Below are 15,370 nucleotides of genomic sequence, written 5' to 3'. Positions count from 1 at the left end.
GAAAAATAATTATTATACAATAAATATATTAGCTATGTCAACTACTTGCTGTGTTGTAAGTGGTTCATCATAAGCTTCTGAACCCGCTGCAGCGCCAAAAGCGGTAGCTGTATTGAATCCTGCCTGCATGGTTACACCTTCGCCATCATACACTGCCTGGGTTGCGGCTGGCATTCCCGCTCCTCTTTCAGCATTGGAAATCCATCCTTTTAAACCTCGAAGTCTCCTTACTTCAGAAGCGTGGCGTGCTTCAACCGAATGAATCTGAAGAGCTGCCGTTAGTAAATCTGGAGTGGTAATTAGATTGGCGGCTTGTCCTTTATAAGCTCTTACGCCTGTGTCTTCAAAAGCTTGAGCCAAAGCTAAAAATGTTGGATAATCACCAAAAGGATTGAATGCCCCTCCAACCGTAAAATCAAAAGTTGGTTTTGGAACAAAATTAGCACTTGCGGTTCCACCTAATCCTGCAATCAGGAATTTTACGTGATCAGATTCATGTGCAGCAATTTGTTGGAATACTTTTAAATCACGTCCGCCGTTTTCAGAAGCCGGAATAACGCCTGAATCTAATGCCATGGCATAAAATTCATTTTCAAGATATTCTAATGTTAGTGCAAATTGCAAAGCTCCAATTGGAGTAGCTGGTGTTGCTGTAATGTCATTTGCAAATATTTTATTGGTTAGAGCCGATAATCCAAATGGGATTGATGCTAAGGCTAAATTTTTCCCAATGTTTCCAAACTGAGAAAAGCTGTCTCTTCTGGAGCCGGTACTTTTCATTAAATTGTCGTCCGTAAAGCTTTCTATAAATTTTAAAATACTCATAATTTCTAAATTTTAGCTGGTTAAGATTATGGCAGATAATTAGCCGTGAATTTTGTGGTAATAAAACCTGCTGCAACTGGTAGGATTTTTGAAGGATCCATGGCAGCATCCAATCCGGTTGAAGCGCTTACGATATCATCTCCGGCAAAATCATTAGAGTTGGGATTAATTAAACTTCTTATTGCTGAGGCGTGTCTGGCTTCTACCGAAACAATTTTTCCTGCTAATAATAAATAGTCTGCCGTTTTAATTAATTTACCTGCACCATTATAGGCAGCAACACCTGTATCTTCCAATGCTTTCGCAGTAGCTAAAACTTCTGTACGGCTATTAAAATTTAAAGAGCCATAGTTAAATGCCAGGGAAGAAAGTAACTGAGAACTTGGATCTGGAAGTGCTCCGGTTAAAGCTGCTTTAAAGAAATCTCTGTGCACCACTTCATGATGGTACAAGTCTGTTAATACCTCACGTTCAACTGTACTGAATGTAGTATTGAAGCTGCTGGCATTGACCACTTTAGTATAAAAATCGGCTTCTAATTGTTCCAGTGCGTAGGCGTAGGTAAGAACGCCAAAATCTCCCGAACCTAAATCGAAGATACCATTTCGTATTCCTGGCAGAGAGGTATCATCCATATCATCATCATTGTCATTATCGCTGCAGCCTGCCATAACCAAACCTGCGGTCACTAATGTTAGTCCACTGAGCTTAAGAAAGCTCCTTCTGCTGTTCAGAGAAGGATTAACTTCCTGAATTTTAACTTCGTTTTTCATAATTACGTTTTTTAATAGTTAACAACATTGGTTTCTAGTTATTCGGTATTTAATTATTAACGAAATTTTTAGAAATACGGTTTCAGAAAAATCATTCTTTTTTAGTATTATTTCGAATAGGCCGTATAATTTCAAATACTGGTGGTTGTTTTTTGTTTTATTTTCGGTAATTCTACTATATTTGTATTAATTACTTAAACTTTTAATGGATGAAAGCTAAAGCAACTCTAAAACAAATTGCAAAAGAACTGGGTGTTTCCGTGTCTACAGTGTCTAAGGCACTGAATGACAGTCCGGAAATTAGTGAGCAGACGAAGGTGAAAATTAAAGAGTATGCCAAACTCAAAAATTATAAGCCGAATGTTATTGGTCTGAATTTGAAGAATCGTAAGACTAAAACGATAGGTGTAATTATACCTAATATATTGAATTCTTTTTTTGCGAAAGTTTTTAGTGGTATCGAAAAAGTTGCCGATAAAAAAGGATATAATGTAATTACCTGTATTTCTAATGAATCTTTGGAGAAAGAAGTTCATACATTAGAAATGCTCAGCAATGGAACTATCGACGGGTTTATTTTGTCTGTTTCGCAAGAAGCGCAAAAACTTCAGGATTACAATCACTTTTCTGAAATTATCAACGATGGAACGCCAATCGTAATGTTTGACCGTATTGCTGATGAAGTAGATTGTGATAAAGTAGTAGTAGACGATTATGATTCGGCTATCAACTCAACACAGCATTTAATTAATTTGGGTTGTAAAAATATTGCTCTGATTTCTTCTGTAGATAATATTAGTGTTGGGAAACTAAGAACAGAAGGATATTTGAAAGCATTAAAAGACAATAACATTCCAATTAACGAAAAAATTATTCTTCGTACCGATTCTGAAGAAGATATGAAAGCTAAAATCGAAGGTATTTTTGATCATAAAATTGACGGAATCTTTGCTTTGGATGAAAATGATTCTGTTGCAGCGTTAAGAGTGAGTTTGAAAAAAGGATACAGAGTTCCGGAAGATATTTCGATTATTGGTTTTGCTGACGGAATTTTAGCTTCCAGACGTTTATCACCAAGTTTAACCACAGTAAGTCAGCATGGAGTCGAAATTGGAGAAGTGGCAGCTAAAAGATTAATCGAAAGATTAGAAGAGCCGGAAGGAACAGTTTCAGAATACGAAACCATTGTGATCAAGACAAAATTGAAAGAAAGAGAATCTACCAGAAAAATTTAAATAAAAGATATAAAAATTGAAAAAAAAGGACTGTTCTTCTGAACAGTCCTTTTTTTATACAGATGTCATTTCTGACGAAGGAGAAATGATAAGATTGTGTTGTCCTCTTGATAAAAAAAATCTAAAATCAAGAATCTGAAATCTAAAATTCTATTAATGTGCTTCTAACCAGTCTTTACCCATTCCCAATTCAACTTCTAAAGGAACCGACATTTTAAAAGCATTTTCCATTTCGTGTTTGATCATTGGCTGGATTTTTTCGAGTTCATCTTTGTGAACATCGAACACAAGCTCATCATGTACCTGAAGTAACATTTTAGATTTCCAGTTTTCGTCTCTTAACTTTTTATGAATGTTGATCATGGCGATTTTAATCACATCGGCAGCACTTCCCTGAATTGGTGCGTTTACAGCATTTCGTTCAGCAGCGCTTCTTACTACAGCATTTGCAGAATTAATATCTTTTAAATAACGGCGGCGACCTAAAATAGTTTGTACGTAACCTTTTTCGCGTGCAAATTCAACTTGTTCTGAAATATAAGATTTTAATCTTGGATACGTTTTGTAATATGCATCAATCAAAGCAGCACTTTCGCTTCTGGATAATGAAGTCTGATTGCTCAGTCCAAAAGCAGAAACCCCATAAATAATTCCAAAATTTACGGTTTTAGCGTTGCTTCTTTGTTCGCGTGATACTTCATCCAAGGCAACATTGAATACCTTTGCGGCAGTTGCTCTGTGAATGTCTTCTCCGTTTTGGAAAGCTTTAATCATGTTTTCTTCACCGCTCAAAGCTGCAATAATTCGCAATTCGATCTGAGAGTAATCGGCAGAGATTAAAGTGTAGTTTTCATCGCGTGCCACAAAAGCTTTACGAATCTGACGACCTCTTTCGGTACGAATCGGAATGTTCTGTAAGTTTGGATTGTTGGAACTCAAACGTCCTGTTGCAGCAACAGTCTGCATATAATCGGTATGAACGCGTTGCGTCTTTTTATCAACTTGTTCTGGTAAAGCTAGAATATAAGTGCTTTGTAGTTTTACCATCTGACGCCAATCCAAAATTTGTTTTACGATTGGGTTATCATTTGCTAAATACGTTAAAACTTCTTCTCCGGTTGCGTATTGACCTGTTTTGGTTTTCTTTTGTTTTGCTCCGCCAATTTTAAGCTTTTCAAATAAAATATCTCCTAATTGTTTTGGAGAAGCCAGATTGAATTTCTCGCCGGCAGTTTCGTATATCTGTTCTTCAAGAGATTTGATTTCAACATCCATCTCTTTAGACATTTCTTTTAAGAATTCAACATCCAGACGAATTCCTTCGGTTTCCATAGCAGCTAAAACGCTTACTAATGGAATTTCGATTTCGTCAAATAACTTTTTAGTCTCTGTTTTGTCTAATTCAGTGGTGAAGATTTCTTTTAATTGTAACGTAATATCAGCATCTTCAGCAGCATATTCTTTAATATCTTCCAGAGGAACATCACGCATCGAAAGCTGATTTTTTCCTTTTTTACCAATCAAAGTCTCGATTGATTTTGGAGAATATTTTAAATAGGTTTCTGCCAAAATATCCATATTATGACGCATATCCGGATTGATTAGATAATGCGCGATCATCGTGTCGAAAAGTTTTCCTTTTACAGTGACGCCGTAGTTAGAAAGGATTTTTAAATCGTATTTTAAATTCTGACCGATTTTTTCAATATTTTCATTTTCAAAAAACGGAACAAATTTCTCAACTAAGACTTTTGCTTCTTCCTGATTTTCCGGAAACGGAACATAAAATGCTTTCCCTTTTTCATAAGAAAACGACATTCCAACCAATTCTGCATGCAAAGCATCAATTCCGGTAGTTTCAGTATCAAAACAAACTGAAGTCTGTTTTTCTAAATTCTGCAAAAGCAGTTTTACACCCAAATCACCTTGAACTGTTTGATAAGAATGTGGAGTGTCTTCTAAAGTATTATAGAATGAAGTTCTTGGAGCATCTGCATGATCGTCTGTTAAAGTGCTTCCAAAAAGATCAAATTGGTCTTCGTTTTTAGGCTGTGGTTTTTTATACAATTTAGCATCTGCAGCCGGAGCGGTAGTCTGCGTTCCATCTGTTTTAAACAAATTATCAAACTGTTCTGCCATTCTTCTGAATTCTAATTCCTGAAAAATAGCATCTGTTTTTTCGATATCAGGGCGTGTTAACTCATAATCGTTTTCATCAAAAACTACCGGGCAGTCTAATAAAATCGTGGCCAGTTTTTTAGATAATAATCCTTTGTCTTTATTAGCTTCGATGTTTTCTTTCATTTTGCCTTTCAGCTTATCGGTGTTTGCTAAAAGGTTTTCCATGGTGCCAAATTCTTTTAAAAGTTTTTTGGCAGTAACTTCGCCAACTCCCGGAAGTCCCGGAATATTATCGGCTGCATCACCCATCATACCCAGAAAATCGATTACCTGTTCCGGACGGTCGATTTCGAATTTTTCCAATACCTGAGGAACACCCCAAATTTCAATTCCGTTGCCCATACGGGCTGGTTTATACATAAAGATGTTGTCCGAAACCAGCTGGGCAAAATCCTTATCGGGCGTTACCATGAACACTTTATAGTTTTGTTTTTCGGCCTGTTTGGCAATGGTTCCAATTAAGTCATCGGCTTCAAACCCTTCTACTTCAATAATCGGGATGTGCATGGCTTTTAATAGTTCACATATATAAGGAACGGCAATTTTGATTGCTTCGGGCGTAACGTCGCGATTGGCTTTGTACTCCGGAAATATTTCGTTTCGTAACTGGCTTCCCCCTTTGTCAAAAGCAACTGCTAAATGATCTGGTTTTTCTCTTTTGATAACATCCAGAAGAGAATTCATAAATCCCATAATGGCAGAGGTATCCATTCCTTTTGAGTTGATTCTCGGGTTTTTTATAAAGGCATAATAACCACGAAAAATAAGTGCATAAGCATCTAGAAGAAAAAGGCGTTTTTGAGTTGACATATTAAAAATATTAGTCTGTAAAAATAAACAATTGGGTTCTCAAAAATCAGACTGGCAAGATTTTTTTTCCACCATATAAGTTATATAGGTTCATTTGATCGGTACATGCGCTTGTAGAGATGGACAGCAGAGCATTTAAAGATTACGACTATGAATTAAATATGCTTATATAATATAAAGGGGCCAAAAATCAGTAAAGCGTTAATATCAAGTTAATTTTTTTTATTCAGGCATTTCTTCATTTTTCCTTCATTTTCAGAAAGTAATTTTGATCTGTAAAATAAAAGGTATTTAATTTAAAAATTTAGAAATCATGAGAAATTTAATGATGTTATTAGTGGCAGTTTTAGGAACTAGTGCAATGGTTCATGCATTTCCTGCCAAAGAGGTAAAAACAGCTCCTGTTAAGGAAGTAAAAGCGGTGAAGCATTCAAAAAGCAAAACTGATAAAAAAACAAAATCAGTGAAAAGTGAAGCTCCAAAAGCAGAAACACCAAAAGTAAAAAAATAAATAAAAGTATTTTTTAGTATAAAAGGTTATTAATTTAAAAGTTTAGAAATCATGAAAAGATTAATTTTATTGGCAGTGGCAGTTTTAGGAACAACTGTAATGGTAAATGCTCAGACAACTCCGGCTCAGTCAGCTCCGGCAAAAGAGGTAAAAGCAGCCAAACATCATCACAAAGGAAATAAAAAAGCAAAAGCTGAAGCTCCAAAAGAAGAAACCGCAAACGTGAAAAAATAAAAGTTGTTTTTGTTTTGTTTCCGGAAAATTGTAACGGTAACAAAACAGAGATAATGATCATGAGAATGCGATTGGAAAGGGCTGGTAAAGTAATTTGCCGGCTCTTTTTTGTGCGTTAATTTTTTAATAATGCGTAACGGGACTTTTGATAATTGCTTAATTTTAGTTGCGTTTAAATGTCATGTTTTATGAATGTTTTGATTGTTGAAGATAACAGGGAGCTTGCAGTGGAAGTATATGACTTTTTGTGCAATGCCGGTTATATATGTAAAATTGCCCATAATTGTGCCGACGCCCTTGAGGAATTTGGCAGTAATGATTATGATGCCATGCTGCTGGATCTGGGACTGCCAGACGGAGATGGTTTTGAAGTCCTCAAAACAGTCCGGAAAACAAAATCGAAAATGGCGGTAATTGTACTTACAGCCAGAGGAGAACTGGATGACAGGATTAACGGTCTTCATCTGGGGGCCGATGATTACCTGACGAAACCTTTTGCACTGACAGAACTGGCAGCCCGATTGTTTGCGGTAATTCGCCGTATTCATGGTTTTACCTTAAATAATTTAAGTATTCACGGGTTTTTACTGCAGCTTCAGGATTATAAAGTGAGTTTTAACGAAGTGCCTTTAAATCTTACTAAAAAAGAGTTTGATATTTTTCAGTATCTCGTACTAAATAAAAACAGGGTAATTACCAGGCTCCAGTTAACAGAACATATCTGGGGAGATATTCTTGAGATCAATTCCGATTCTAATTTCATAGACGTACACGTTCGGAACCTTCGAAAAAAATTGGACAAACATACTTCAATCGACTGGTTTGAAACGGTTCGGAATGTGGGATATCGAATTAATGAATAAATAGACTGCTGTGAAGATAAAACATCAATTGGCCATTTTTAATGCACTAACCAGATTGCTGGTCATCCTGATTTTGTGGCTGATGCTTCCTATTCTGGTAGAGAATGTGGTGTACCGGCATATTAATAACGGGTTAACCGAAAAGAAAACCAAGTTTATCGAGCATCTGAATCAGAAAGAAATCAATGATTTTATTGAAAACGAAGAGGATTCTACAGAGGCCTATTCTCAGTTTTCGACCCTTCACAGTGAGTTTTTGGTTTTGTCAAGAGTTCCTGTAAAACCGCATGAAAAGAAAACGACCTTTAGTAATGAATACCGTATTATTGAAGGGGAAGAAAATGAGTACCGGATTCTCCAGTATCATTTCAGCTATGAAAATCAGGACTATCAGCTCGAAATTGGAAGCAGCTTAAGCGAGGTAAAAGACCTGACTTTTATTATTAAACTGTTTATTATAATCGTTTTGGTGATTATTCTTTTAGTTACTTTTCTGGCGGATACTTTTTATATAGAATATCTTCTAAAACCTTTTTATAAAATTATCGATACAAAAATAAGGCGTGTAAATGAGCCCGAAGTTTTTGATCATACTCCAATTAATGCCAAATCAAGGGATTTTAGGGAACTGGATCTGGTTTTAAACCAAATGATGGACCGTATAGCAGAACTTTTTAAGAAAGAAAAACAGTTTATATCGAATGTTTCGCACGAACTTTTAACCCCGATTGCTTTATTGAAAAACAAGCTGGAGAATCTGCTTCAGAACGATTCGCTGGATGATAACGCAGTAGATAAAATTGCGGGAGCTTTGAAAACACTCGATATGCTCAAAAAAATCATTAATAATTTACTGTTGATCTCCAGAATTGAAAACAATCAGTATGAGGCCAATGAAAGTATTTGCTTTAAAGAAATGATACAGGAGCTTCAGGAAGATCTTCAGGATCGTATTGACGATAAAGGAATTGAGTTCAGAAATAGCATGGAGCATGATTATGCTTTTACAGGTAACAAAACCTTAATTCATATTCTAATTTATAATTTGGTTACGAATGCTGTAAAGTATAATAAACCGCATGGCAGTATTGTGGTGGAAGACGGATTTTTGCATCATCAGTATTTTATTTCTATCAAAGATTCCGGTATTGGTTTAACCGAACCTCAGACTGAAAACATTTTTAACCGTTTTGCACGTGTAAGTTCAGATCAGGAAGGGCAGGGGCTGGGACTTGCTATTGCTAAAAGTATTGCTGTTTTTCATCATATCGAAATTAAAGTGACATCAGTTTTAGAAAAGGGAACAACCTTTACTCTGGTATTTCCTGAAGCAGTAAAACACAATTAAAAGTTAATTTTTTCAGACAGGCGGAATCTTCATTTTGTCTTCATGTTGGGGGGCTACCTTTGAAGTATCAATAATGAAATAATAATCATCATAAAATCTATAGTCATGAAAAAATTAGTTTTATTAGCAGTGGCAGTTTTAGGAACAACTGTAATGGTAAATGCTCAGACAGCTCCCGCAAAAGAAGCTCCGGCAAAAGAAGCCAAAACCCCTAAAAAAGAAAAAAAGGCAGATAAAAAAGCTAAAAAGGCAGAAGCTAAGCCAGAAGCGGCAAAAGCGCAAAAATAAAACAGCATAAGTTTGGATGTCAGACTTAGCTGTAGGATAAAGGTTTTTAAATAATTTGGCGGCGAAGGCTGGTAGAGCAATCTATCAGCTTTCGCTATTTTTGAGTTAAATTTTTGATAATAAAAAGCGATACAATTTTCATTCTTTGTTACTTTGCTTAAAACTTAATTTAATGATCCTTCGTTTTGTAATTCTTTGTGCTCTTTTTGTATTTATTGAGTTCTATTCTTACCAGGCCTTTCGTACTTTAATAAAACTAAGATGGGTTTTGATTGGTTATCAGGTGATAAGCCTGATGATTCTGCTGTTTATTATCTATTCATTTTCTCAGGTTGACCGTTCCGTAGGGCAGACTAAACAGTTTATGTTTACTACAGGATTGATGCTGTTGGTTTATGTGCCCAAAATAGTGCTTACCTTAATAATGTTTGGAGAAGATATCATCAGAGTAGGAGCGAGTATCTTAAATTATTTTGTTTACCATACACCCCGAAAAGAAATGATGCCGGAGAGACGAAAGTTTGTCAGTCAGATTGCTTTGGGGCTTGCCGCAGTTCCTTTCCTGTCTTTGATTTATGGTATTTTTGAAGGGAAATACAATTTTAAAGTATTCCGGCAAACTATCTATTTCCCGGATCTTCCTGATGAATTTGACGGTTTTAAAATAACACAGATTTCAGATGTTCACAGCGGAAGTTTTGATAATCCGGAAAAAATCAATTATGCTATTGATCTGATTAACGATCAGGAAGCTGATATGATTTTGTTTACAGGAGATATTGTAAATACGCATGCCAAAGAAATGCATCCGTGGCTGGAAACTTTTAACAGAATAAAAGAATACAAGTACGGAAAATTTGCCGTTTTAGGAAATCATGATTATGGAGAGTATGTAACCTGGCCGTCTCAGAAAGAAAAAGATGAAAATTTTGCAGCAATTAAAAGTTTGTATGGTAAAATTGGCTTTGATCTTTTACTGAATGAAAATAGGACTATTCAAAAAGGACAGGATAAAATAGCAGTAGTGGGGGTTGAAAACTGGGGAGTGAACTTTAAAAAAGCAGGAGATCTGAACAAAGCTTCTGAAAATCTGAATAAGGATGATTTTAAGGTTTTAATGAGTCATGACCCAAGTCATTGGGATGCCGAAATTAAAGGGCATTCCAAGAATTTTCATCTGACATTGGCAGGTCATACGCACGGCATGCAGTTTGGAATTGAAATTCCGGGTTATTTTAAATGGAGTCTGGCGCAGTACATTTATAAACAATGGGCCGGGCTTTATGAAGAAGCGGGAAAATATGTTTATGTAAACCGTGGATTTGGTTTTCATGCCTATCCGGGACGTGTGGGAATTATGCCGGAAATCACGGTGATTGAACTAAAAAAAGGGAAGAATGTGGCTTAATTCGTTAAAAATGCTACATTTGTATTAATTATCTCTTTTTAACAGATTAAAAGAATTAAATTTTTTGGTTTTATGTCAAAATTTGGAGAACTAATAAATGCCCAGGTTCCAGTGTTAATTGACTTCTACACAGACTGGAACGAATCATCAGTACTGATGCATCCGGTAATTAAGGATGTAGCGGCTGCGCTAGGCGACAAAGCCAAGGTGATTAAAATTGATGTAGATAAAAATCAGGAACTGGCAGAGGCATTACGAATTAAAGGACTTCCGACTTTAATGATTTATAAAGACGGTCAGATGATCTGGAGACAATCCGGAGAACTGGACGCAAATACACTTATTGGAATTGTTCAGGATCAATTCGACGTATAAAACTTCTAAAAGATATTATTTAGTGGATAATATCAAACTTATATCCGTTTTCTTTTAAAAAATGTAAGGTTTTTGGCAGGGCAAATTTTAAATTTGGCGATGCTTTTATACTGTCATGAAACACAATTACGCTTCCTGATTTTACATTTTTAGTAACATTCTCAAGACATTTTTCAGGAGTAATCGATTGATCGAAGTCGGCGCTCAAAACATCCCACATGATAATTTTATAGCCTAGTTTTCGAAGGATTTTAGATTGTGCTTTTTTGATTTTTCCGTAAGGCGGACGAAATATGAGGCGGTTTGAATGGAACTCTTCTTCGAGAACGGCGGCACAGCTTTTTACATTTTCGATATAATCTTTAGTCTGAAGTTTCCAGCCATTAACATGGTTCATGGTATGATTGCCTATGGAATGTCCGTCGTGGATTAATTTTTCAAACAAAGATAAATTGGCTTTGATGTTTTTTCCAATACAGAAAAAGGTCGCTTTGGCATCAAATTTTTTCAATTCAGACAGAACCCAGTCTGTAATCTCAGGAGTTGGTCCGTCATCAAAGGTTAAGTATATTTTCTTTTCATTGTTAGGAATATCCCAGCAATACTTTGAAAATACCTTTTTTATGAATTTGTTAGTTTTTACCCAATAAAAGCTCATTTTTACTGATTTAGCGATACGTAAAAATAAAAAATGCAGCGCTCTTTATCAAGGAGCACTGCATTTTTTTAATCAATATAATTTTCGTATATTATTCTTTCTCACGTCCAAAACGTTCAAAAATATTCACATAAGTGTTGAATACCTTTTTATGGGTTTCATAAAAAGCAGTATCCTTATTTCCTTTCATTACATGAAGTAAACTTCTGTAACGCTCGATATCGGTAATAATGTCAATTGCAAGGTCAGTCTGGTCTGAACCACTCAGCGTTTTGTAATAATCCAGGTTTTGCTTGTATTTGTTGACCAGTTTATCAAGCAGGTCGTGTGCTTTGGCAGTGTCTCCCGTTTTGTAATAACCATCGGCAAAAGGTTCAACTAAAGAGTAATAGCCAAATTTATCCAAAGGCATTTTAGTCATCGCCAGATTAATCACATTTTTAGCTTTGTCAATTTTACCCTCGGCAATAAGTTCGTTCATTAAACGGGAAAGGTTAGTACGGTAGGTAATGCTGTTTCTTCTGGTTTCAGGGTCGTGATAGATTTTATCACTTTCGCTGTTGCCCCAATCCCATTTCATTACAATATTGTACATTTTATCGGCATCGATTTGTCCCATATCCATTGGACCTCCGTCTTTAGATGGCGTATTTTTAATTGGAACCAGTTTGTATACCATTCCGTCTAGCTGCAGATAGTCTTTCAGCCATAAATAATCCTCGTCGTCAAAAGCACCTCCGCTAAAATAAATAGGACGTTTCCAGTTGTTGTTGGCAAGAATGTCCAGCATCATTAGTCGGTTTTTGTAAAGCGCACTTCCTTTGATAGTAATATCCATATAAGGAACAATTGAATCATTGTACTTCGGATCTACTACTTTATTTTTGATGATTATGTCTTTATCTACATTTACCCTGATTTTGTTGGTTGGGTAAAAATGGATGGTTTGTCCGTTTTGTAAACCTACTGTTGATTTTGGATTTTTAATAAAATCAATAAAATCCTTAATGTTCCAGCGGGTGTCAATTTTAGGGATATGAGCAACATAATCCAAATTATCTCCTACGAACTGGTCATGTGTAAAAGAGATTGGCAGCGGGTCAGATTCGTATGATTTCGCTTTCATCTGATCGATGTACCAGTCTGTCATAAATAAACTGGTATTTACAATTTTCACATCGGTTCTGAAATGTTCGATTTCCTGTGCGTACCATAACGGGAACGTATCGTTATCACCAATTGTATATAAAATAGCATTTTGATCACAGGAGCTTAAGTACGCTTTGGCCATGGCAACAGCGGTATATCGGTTAGATCTGTCGTGATCGTCCCAGTTTTGAGCAGCCATTAATACAGGTGCGGCTAATAAACTTCCGGCAATAATAACGGGTCCCGCAATTTTTGGTGCCAGGTATTTTTGAATACTTTCATATAAGGAATAAACCCCAAAACCAATCCAGATGGCAAAGACATAAAAAGAGCCTACTAAGGCATAATCTCTTTCACGAGGTTCAAAAGGTCTTTCGTTTAAGTAAATTTTCAAAGCTATTCCGGTAAATAAGAATAATGCCAGAAGTACATAAAAGCTTTTGAGGTCTTTATTGGCATGATACATTAAACCTATTAAACCTAATATAAAAGGAAGGAAATAATAGGCATTTCGTCCTTTGTTGTTTAGAACATCGGCCGGTAAATTATCCTGCGAACCCAGGTGAATCGAGTCAAGAGGTTTAATACCGCTGATCCAGTTTCCGTCTAAGTTATCGTATTTGCCCTGAACATCACTTTGGCGTCCGACAAAATTCCACATCAGATATCTCCAGTACATATAGCCAAACTGATATTCAAACATAAAGCTGAAATTGTCAACTGTAGATGGTTTTTCTATGATTAAGTAATCTTTATAGCTGTTCAGGAACTTAACATAACCTTCGTTATCGATTTGTTTCTGAGCGTACGCATTTCTGAACTCGGCCACAGTTTTTTCTACTTCATTACGCAGCTGTGCCATCGCTTTGTTGTATTCTTCTTCGCTTAGCTGACTGGCATCGATTCCGTATTTGCCTAAATCCTCCTCGTAATCATAATTTGGATTAATACGGAATTTAGGAGGGTTTGTAAAATTAATATAGTTTTGAATGTGTCCGTTTTCGGTACTCCACATTCTTGGCAGAAACGTTTTTTGATTGTCGTCGCTGTTCTGATCTGCGTTTTTATAATTATTGGTAATAATATATTTACCAGTTTTGTAATCTCTTTCGTAGTTAGGCTTTTTGTCTGAGTAAGGTGTTTTGGCATCAAGGCCGGCAAAAACCTCAGTATATTGCGGACCATAAAATAAAGGATTTACACCATACTGCTCACGATTGTAATAAGCCAGAACCTCGGCGGCATCCGAAGGTTTGTTTTCGTTGATCACCGTGTTGGCATTGGCACGCACCGGAAGCATCATCCAGGTCGAAAATCCAATTAATATAAATAAGATACAAAGAATGATAGTGTTGTAAAAGATAAGTCCTTTTTGTCTTGTAAATTTTAATCCAAAATAAAAGAAAGCAATTAAAAGTAAAACCACAAAAATGGTTCCGGAGTTAAAAGGCAGTCCAAGATTGTTAACCATAAAAATTTCGGTTTTACCAAAGAAAGCCATCGTTAAAGGAAGCAGTAATTTGAAGATGAACAACAAAATTCCGATTACCACTATATTGGCGATAATGAAATTTTTAAGAGTAACTTTTTCGTAGTGTTTGAAATAGTAAAGGAAACCAATGGATGGAATAGTAAGAAGCGCCATGAAGTGAACACCAAACGAAAGTCCTATAACCAAAGAGATGATCAGCAGCCATTTGTTTCCTTTTGGTTTGTCCATATCCTGTTCCCAGCGTAAACCAAGCCAGAAAAGCAGGGCGATTAATAAAGAGGCCATTGCATACACTTCGGCTTCAACGGCATTAAACCAGAAGCTGTCAGAGAAAGTGTAAGCCAATGCTCCAACAAACGAACTTCCTAAAATTACAATAGAGTTGCTTTGGTTGATTTCGGCAAAACGGGCTATAATTTTCTTTAAAATCATAGAAGAAGACCAAAACATAAATAATATAGTAAAGGCACTTGAAAAAACAGACATCATATTTACCATCAGGGCTACATGCTGTGCATCTATAGCAAACATGGCAAAGAAAGCGCCCATCATTTGGAACAGTGGTGCTCCGGGAGGGTGGCCGACTTCCAGTTTGGCCGCAGTGGCAATATATTCGCCACAATCCCAAAAGCTCATCGTAGGTTCAACAGTTAGTGTGTAAGTAATTAAAGCGATTGCAAATGCAAACCAACCAATAATTGTATTCCATTTATTGAAATTGAATTGTGCCATATTTAGGTATTAAAATTTTGTATGTTTTTCAATCCTACAAAGAAAATGTTTTTTTATGTAAAGAAACGAGCATTAACAAAAAATTCTGTAAAAGTATTGCTTAGTGGTAATGCGCTGTTTGTGAGTGGTTTTTGTTAGAGCGTGCGGTTTTAAAGTGAAAAAAATAAAAAAAAATAATATTTTTTGATTAAAAAGTTTGTACAAATTAAATAAAGCCTTAAATTTGCACTCGCTTAACCGCACTGCTGGTCTATGGTGTAATGGTAACACTACGGTTTTTGGTGCCGTCTTTCTAGGTTCGAGTCCTAGTAGACCAACAGAAAAGCCTCTCAGAAATGAGAGGCTTTTTTTTATGTAAAAAAGTTGTTCTTAAAATTTGCATAAACAAAATAAAGTTTTAATTTTGCACCCGCTTAACCGCAATTGCTGGTCCATGGTGTAATGGTAACACTACGGTTTTTGGTGCCGTCTTTCTAGGTTCGAGTCCT

General features: G+C 36.0%; 13 protein-coding genes and 1 tRNA gene. 9 read left to right on the top strand and 5 right to left on the bottom strand.

What is annotated here, in order from left to right; translation table 11 throughout:
- Positions 1-12: 12 nt before the first annotated feature.
- Both ACODST_RS00070 and ACODST_RS00065 read right to left on the bottom strand, forming a co-directional pair.
- Complete coding sequence (locus tag ACODST_RS00070; protein ID WP_488930080.1) at positions 13-825, bottom strand: ferritin-like domain-containing protein; 813 nt, start codon at positions 823-825, stop codon at positions 13-15.
- 26 nt (positions 826-851) lie between these two features.
- Positions 852-1,598, bottom strand: coding sequence for a ferritin-like domain-containing protein (locus tag ACODST_RS00065; RefSeq protein ID WP_488930079.1), 747 nt, complete (start codon positions 1,596-1,598; stop codon positions 852-854).
- Between the two features lie 209 nt (positions 1,599-1,807).
- Here ACODST_RS00065 and ACODST_RS00060 point away from each other — a divergent pair, with 209 nt between their 5' ends.
- The gene (locus ACODST_RS00060; protein WP_488930078.1) at positions 1,808-2,833 is read left to right on the top strand and encodes a LacI family DNA-binding transcriptional regulator; all 1,026 of its coding nucleotides are present in this window, start codon (positions 1,808-1,810) and stop codon (positions 2,831-2,833) included.
- 153 nt (positions 2,834-2,986) lie between these two features.
- Here the strand turns inward: ACODST_RS00060 and polA are convergent, their stop codons facing one another.
- Complete coding sequence (gene polA / locus ACODST_RS00055) at positions 2,987-5,824, bottom strand: DNA polymerase I (RefSeq protein ID WP_488930077.1); 2,838 nt, start codon at positions 5,822-5,824, stop codon at positions 2,987-2,989.
- 313 nt (positions 5,825-6,137) lie between these two features.
- Here polA and ACODST_RS00050 point away from each other — a divergent pair, with 313 nt between their 5' ends.
- The 7 genes from ACODST_RS00050 to ACODST_RS00020 all read left to right on the top strand — a co-directional run bounded on the left by ACODST_RS00050 (position 6,138) and on the right by ACODST_RS00020 (position 10,851).
- Positions 6,138-6,335: a hypothetical protein gene (locus tag ACODST_RS00050; RefSeq protein WP_488930076.1), complete on the top strand. Its 198-nt coding sequence runs from the start codon at positions 6,138-6,140 to the stop codon at positions 6,333-6,335.
- 51 nt (positions 6,336-6,386) lie between these two features.
- Positions 6,387-6,569 carry a hypothetical protein gene (locus ACODST_RS00045; RefSeq protein ID WP_488930075.1) on the top strand — a complete coding sequence of 61 codons (183 nt, stop codon included), beginning with the start codon at positions 6,387-6,389 and terminating at the stop codon, positions 6,567-6,569.
- 188 nt (positions 6,570-6,757) lie between these two features.
- Entirely contained in the window at positions 6,758-7,432 is a 675-nt protein-coding gene (locus ACODST_RS00040; protein WP_488930074.1) for a response regulator transcription factor, read from the top strand.
- Positions 7,433-7,442: 10 nt separating this feature from the next.
- Entirely contained in the window at positions 7,443-8,780 is a 1,338-nt protein-coding gene (locus ACODST_RS00035; protein WP_488930073.1) for a sensor histidine kinase, read from the top strand.
- 105 nt (positions 8,781-8,885) lie between these two features.
- A complete protein-coding gene (locus ACODST_RS00030; RefSeq protein ID WP_488930072.1) occupies positions 8,886-9,068 on the top strand; it encodes a hypothetical protein in 183 nt (60 codons plus the stop codon).
- Positions 9,069-9,240: 172 nt separating this feature from the next.
- Positions 9,241-10,476, top strand: a complete 1,236-nt coding sequence (locus ACODST_RS00025) for a metallophosphoesterase (protein WP_488930071.1) — start codon at positions 9,241-9,243, stop codon at positions 10,474-10,476.
- Between the two features lie 72 nt (positions 10,477-10,548).
- Entirely contained in the window at positions 10,549-10,851 is a 303-nt protein-coding gene (locus tag ACODST_RS00020; RefSeq protein ID WP_488930070.1) for a thioredoxin family protein, read from the top strand.
- A gap of 19 nt (positions 10,852-10,870) precedes the next feature.
- Here ACODST_RS00020 and ACODST_RS00015 read toward each other — a convergent pair whose 3' ends face one another.
- Complete coding sequence (locus ACODST_RS00015) at positions 10,871-11,509, bottom strand: polysaccharide deacetylase family protein (protein WP_488930069.1); 639 nt, start codon at positions 11,507-11,509, stop codon at positions 10,871-10,873.
- Positions 11,510-11,600: 91 nt separating this feature from the next.
- Positions 11,601-14,882 carry a glycosyltransferase family 117 protein gene (locus tag ACODST_RS00010; RefSeq protein WP_488930068.1) on the bottom strand — a complete coding sequence of 1,094 codons (3,282 nt, stop codon included), beginning with the start codon at positions 14,880-14,882 and terminating at the stop codon, positions 11,601-11,603.
- 246 nt (positions 14,883-15,128) lie between these two features.
- Between ACODST_RS00010 and ACODST_RS00005 the strand changes: the two genes are divergently transcribed.
- A tRNA-Gln gene (locus ACODST_RS00005) sits at positions 15,129-15,199 on the top strand.
- Positions 15,200-15,370: the final 171 nt, after the last annotated feature.

This window comes from Flavobacterium sp. FG19 (assembly GCF_057809475.1).
Note: the sequence above shows the minus strand (reverse complement) of the source record. Positions and strands in the feature narration are given on the sequence as shown.